Origin of the sequence: Cedecea sp. NFIX57 (genome assembly GCF_900177785.1) — a bacterium.
Lineage (GTDB): Bacteria > Pseudomonadota > Gammaproteobacteria > Enterobacterales > Enterobacteriaceae > Cedecea > Cedecea neteri_C.
Map to the genome: position 1 here is coordinate 1 of NZ_FXAS01000080.1, position 4,014 is coordinate 4,014.

8 protein-coding genes and 2 pseudogenes are annotated in these 4,014 nt (G+C 59.0%); 9 read left to right on the forward strand and 1 reads right to left on the reverse strand.

Annotated features, from left to right (window positions below; all coding sequences use genetic code 11):
* The 8 genes and pseudogenes from B9Y90_RS25500 to B9Y90_RS25540 form a co-directional block, all read left to right on the forward strand.
* Window positions 1-288: pseudogene (locus tag B9Y90_RS25500) on the forward strand (hypothetical protein); the annotation flags it as partial.
* An 85-nt stretch (window positions 289-373) separates the two neighbouring features.
* Window positions 374-763, forward strand: a complete 390-nt coding sequence (locus B9Y90_RS25505) for a M15 family metallopeptidase (RefSeq protein WP_085543080.1) — start codon at window positions 374-376, stop codon at window positions 761-763.
* 124 nt (window positions 764-887) lie between these two features.
* Window positions 888-1,277 carry a hypothetical protein gene (locus B9Y90_RS25515; RefSeq protein WP_254902772.1) on the forward strand — a complete coding sequence of 130 codons (390 nt, stop codon included), beginning with the start codon at window positions 888-890 and terminating at the stop codon, window positions 1,275-1,277.
* A complete protein-coding gene (locus tag B9Y90_RS25520; RefSeq protein WP_085543083.1) occupies window positions 1,261-1,743 on the forward strand; it encodes a hypothetical protein in 483 nt (160 codons plus the stop codon). Before B9Y90_RS25515 ends, B9Y90_RS25520 begins: the two co-directional genes overlap by 17 nt.
* Window positions 1,744-1,936: 193 nt before the next feature.
* A complete protein-coding gene (locus B9Y90_RS25525; protein WP_085543084.1) occupies window positions 1,937-2,206 on the forward strand; it encodes a hypothetical protein in 270 nt (89 codons plus the stop codon).
* Window positions 2,206-2,724, forward strand: coding sequence for a DUF1804 family protein (locus tag B9Y90_RS25530; RefSeq protein WP_085543085.1), 519 nt, complete (start codon window positions 2,206-2,208; stop codon window positions 2,722-2,724). The genes B9Y90_RS25525 and B9Y90_RS25530 overlap by 1 nt, the downstream gene beginning before the upstream one ends.
* Window positions 2,717-2,965, forward strand: coding sequence for a hypothetical protein (locus B9Y90_RS25535; protein ID WP_085543086.1), 249 nt, complete (start codon window positions 2,717-2,719; stop codon window positions 2,963-2,965). The genes B9Y90_RS25530 and B9Y90_RS25535 overlap by 8 nt, the downstream gene beginning before the upstream one ends.
* Complete coding sequence (locus B9Y90_RS25540; RefSeq protein WP_085543087.1) at window positions 2,955-3,149, forward strand: hypothetical protein; 195 nt, start codon at window positions 2,955-2,957, stop codon at window positions 3,147-3,149. Before B9Y90_RS25535 ends, B9Y90_RS25540 begins: the two co-directional genes overlap by 11 nt.
* Here B9Y90_RS25540 and B9Y90_RS25545 read toward each other — a convergent pair.
* Complete coding sequence (locus B9Y90_RS25545; RefSeq protein WP_085543088.1) at window positions 3,127-3,354, reverse strand: hypothetical protein; 228 nt, start codon at window positions 3,352-3,354, stop codon at window positions 3,127-3,129. The two genes, B9Y90_RS25540 and B9Y90_RS25545, sit on opposite strands and share 23 nt — an antisense overlap.
* An 81-nt stretch (window positions 3,355-3,435) precedes the next feature.
* Here B9Y90_RS25545 and B9Y90_RS25550 point away from each other — a divergent pair.
* Window positions 3,436-4,014 (forward strand): annotated as a pseudogene (locus B9Y90_RS25550) (phage terminase large subunit); the annotation flags it as partial.

Genomic DNA, 4,014 nt, shown 5'->3' on the forward strand with positions numbered 1-4,014 from the left:
GATATGCTGCGGGAGACCATCGGGGAGGAAAACACCCTGAAGCTGGTCCGCCACTTCGGGGGCGATAACTCGCTCAATATCCCTCGCTGCGCCGCGGCCCTGCGCGAGTACCGCAACCAGTGCTTTCTGGCTGAAGTGGATACGCTGGTGCATCAGGGCGAGTCCCTGCGCATGGCGTTAACGCTGCTGGGGCCGAAATACGGGATTGCCAATACCCGTGCCTGGGAACTCCTCTCCCGGCGAAGAGCGCCGCCGCCCCCTCCGGCGTCGCAACCCTCCCTCTTCTGAATTAAACCGCTTCGCCCCCGCAACATGTCCCGCACCGGGGGCGCGTTCACAATAACCCTCACAACATCTGTGAGGGTTATTTTTTATGGAATCTTTCCACTTTGGCGAGCATAGCGAGGCCCGCCTGCAGGGGGTACACCCTGACCTGGTGAAAGTGATCCGCCTGGCGCTGGTGCTTTCCCCCGTTGACTTCGCTGTCACTGAAGGACTGCGCTCCGTTGCCCGCGAAAAAGAGATGGTGGCCGAAGGCCACAGCGAGACGATGCACAGCCGCCATCTGACCGGGCATGCTGTGGACGTAGTGGCTTACGCTAGCGGCCAGGTGTCCTGGACGTGGTCCCTGTATGCCGCCATCGCGCAGGCGGTTAAGCAGGCCTCCGGCCAGCTGGCCATTCCCGTTGAATGGGGCGGCGACTGGCACACCCTGAAGGACGGGGCGCACTTCCAGCTCCCGTTTGCGGAGTATCCGGCATGAATTCACAGAACCATGGTCAACCCCTATCACAGGGGCTGAAAGTGACGGCCGCGCTCGGGTTTATTTTTCTGGTGATCCTTGCCCCGTTTTTGTTCTGGGCCTTGTTTTTCACCCTGTGGAACTGGTGGGCAGCTTACGCGGGCTGGAGCATGATTATCCCCGTTGGCTGGAAATCCGTTGTGTCAGCGGTAGTGATTTGCTGGTTTCTCCGCTGGGTTATTGGTCGCCGGTCAGCATGAAAACTCAGGAGACTTTTGAAATGGCATGGTTTGATCGCCTGACTGAGCTGTTCAGTAACCCCCATGGCCGGTTGTCCAGTACCGAAGTGGCCACCGTGACGGCGCTGGCTGTCAGTTCGCTGGCCGTGCTGGCCTGTGTGGTGCTGAACCGCCAGCCGGATACAGTGCTGGGGTTGTATCTCGGGGCCTGGGTCACCCACGCCGGTGTGCAGGGCCATCAGCGGCTCAAAAACCAGACTCCGCCACCGGATGGAGGCAATGAAAATGCCCGTTAAATGGCTGTTAACCCGTCTGCTGCCTGGCGTATTGCTGTGTGCCCTGCTGGGCGGCGGGGCCTGGTGGCTTCACCATCAGGGCTATGCCTCAGGATTCAACAAGGCCAAAGCGGCGGGTGATACCGCTCTTGCGAATGAGAAGAAAGCCCGCGCGGATGAGCGGCAAAAGCTGGCCGAAAAAGGCCAGCAGGCGCTACTGGATGTCCGGGAGCGCGAGCACCAGGAGCAGGACCGGGCCGATGCGCTGGCAGCCCGGCTCGCGGCCCAGGAGCAACAGCTACAGCAGGCGCAGCAGTTGCTGAGCCTCAACATTCAGAAGGCGGTCAGCGATGACAATCAGGTATCCCGGCAGGGTTCTCAGTGCGATTTTAACGGGCTTGGCCCTCACAGCCTGCAGCTCTACGAGCAGGCCCTCGGATACACCGGTGGTGGTGACCCCGGCCCCGGTGATACAGGAGGCCATTAAGCCCCCACGCGACATGGTGACTGTCGCCCCGATGCCTCCGGCCCCTTCAGCGTATGCCGGAGGGAGAAAGAGTCTGCCGCCGGACGTGTTACTGCGCCATGCCTCAGACTACGGCGCATGGTGCCAGACGAACGCCGCAAAGCTGCGGGCCCTGGCGATTTTTTTCTGGCCGGAAAGGCCATAAGGACCAGAAATGGAAATCTCTAACACCGTCATTCAGGGGGCCATCACGCTGCTGTTCAGCGTGGTGTCCTTCGGACTCAGTATCTGGGTCCGCAATCTGACCGCCACCATTGAAAAATTGCGCGATGGCCAGGCAGAAATGCACCTGCTGTTTCAGCTCAAGACCGATGCTGCCCGCGACCACGCGCAGGTTCTGCAGATTTTTACGGATATCAAGCTCTCGATGGAACGCATCAACGAGCGCATGGACCGTCTGATTGACGGGAACGGGGGCCACTGATGGCGCACCCGAAGGTCCTGAGGGATGCCGTGCGTCGGGATTATATCGGCCAGGGCATTGCCCCCGAGGTGCTGGGGCCGATGCACGGTGTCAGCGTGGCGACGGTGGTCCGCTGGCGGCGCGATGCGCGGGAGAACGGCGACGACTGGGACAAACTGCGGGCCGTTCGCCGCCTGACCTCCGGCGTGGCGGAAGATATTCCCCGCGCCCTGGTGGTGGAGTATCTGGAGCATAACCAGTACGCCATTGAGCGGTTGCGCACCGCCCGTGAAAGTCCGGATGGGCTGAAGATGCCCCCGGAGGATTACGCGAATCTGCTGGTTAAGCTGCAGGACGGCTTTAACAAGATGATGGCCGCCAGTCGGCGCATTCTGCCCGAGACCGACCGTCTGATGGTGGCGGCGGGCGTGATGGAAGATTTCGCGGCGTTTCTCAGTGAGAAGCACCCGGCCCTGATGGCGGGCTTTATGGATGTGCTGCCCGCCTTTCAACAAATTGTGGAGAAGAAATATGGCTGAAGTCATCAAACACGTTAAGCAGTTTATTACGCTCACCGAGCGCAATAGCGTGCGGGCAGACAGCATTGTTCGGGTATTCGCCCAGAGCGATTACCTGATGGTGCAGACCAGTGATGGTGAGATTTATCAGGCTGACAGGGGTTATGGCCAGTCGGTCTGGCAGACAAAATCGGCACTGCTGGAACAGATCGAAGCGGCGCTGGAAATCCAGCAGGCAAAAGGGGATCACCATGTCGAATAAGCAGTCGGAAAAGCAGAGCGCAGTGTCGCGTCAGGCACGGGTTAACAAAGTGATCGACCTGCTGCAGGAGGCCTATTCAGAAGAGGATATGCATTTTCTGGGCAGGGATTTATGGCTGGTTATGCAAGTGATATGTGGCCCCGTCAGGGCCACTGCAATCGTCAGAAATGAGGAAGCTGTGTAGTCCATTCTTTATCGCCGCCGGTATCCAGCATTGCCGTCAGCTCTGAATAGACAACCCGAAGAGCTTCTCCGACATCAGGGTATCCAGCTGAGGATTTGAGTGACATAAGCCCTTTTGGGGCGTGCAGAGCACTTGAAATGATATCACTGGTCATCCTGGCAAGTTCTATTTTCTGCTCAATGGTCAGTTTTACGTTATCGGACATATAAAGCCCCTCTATTTAATGGGTGATTGTTGGCAGCTACATCCTGGCACAGAGGGACGTTATTTTTAAGAGGTTGACTTCGTGGCATCAAAATCTTCACTCAAAGCCTTTCGCGAGAAAGTCGCCCTCATCCAGATGGAGCTGCGCGATCGCATTGAAAGCGAGAGTGCCGGTCTCGACGCCAGCCCGGAGGCGGTGCAGTCGCGCCGGGCACAGGTCTTTGACCCGGTGACCGGGTTTCGTTTCTTCGTCAACACCTACTTTCCCCACCACGTCAAACACGCTGCGACCAGCGAGCTGCACGAGTATCTCTATGACCGTCTGCCGCAGGTGGTGGCGAGCCCCGACAGTGAGAACGAAGTCATTGCCGCCCCGCGCGGCGAGGCCAAAACCACGCTGGGCCAGCAGCTCTTCGACCTCTGGTGTGTCGTCCGCGAGCTGAAGAAGTTCATCATCATTGCGTTTGATACCACTGAGCAGGCAGCGGAATCACTGGAAGTCATCAAGGCGGAACTGGAGTTTAACGCGGGCCTGTCGCTGGATTTTCCACAAGCCTGTGGGCAGAGCCGCGTCTGGCGTATCGGCTGTATCCTCACCGCCACCGGCATCAAGATTGAGGCCGCCGGTCAGGGTAAAAGCCTGCGTGGCCGCAAGCACGGG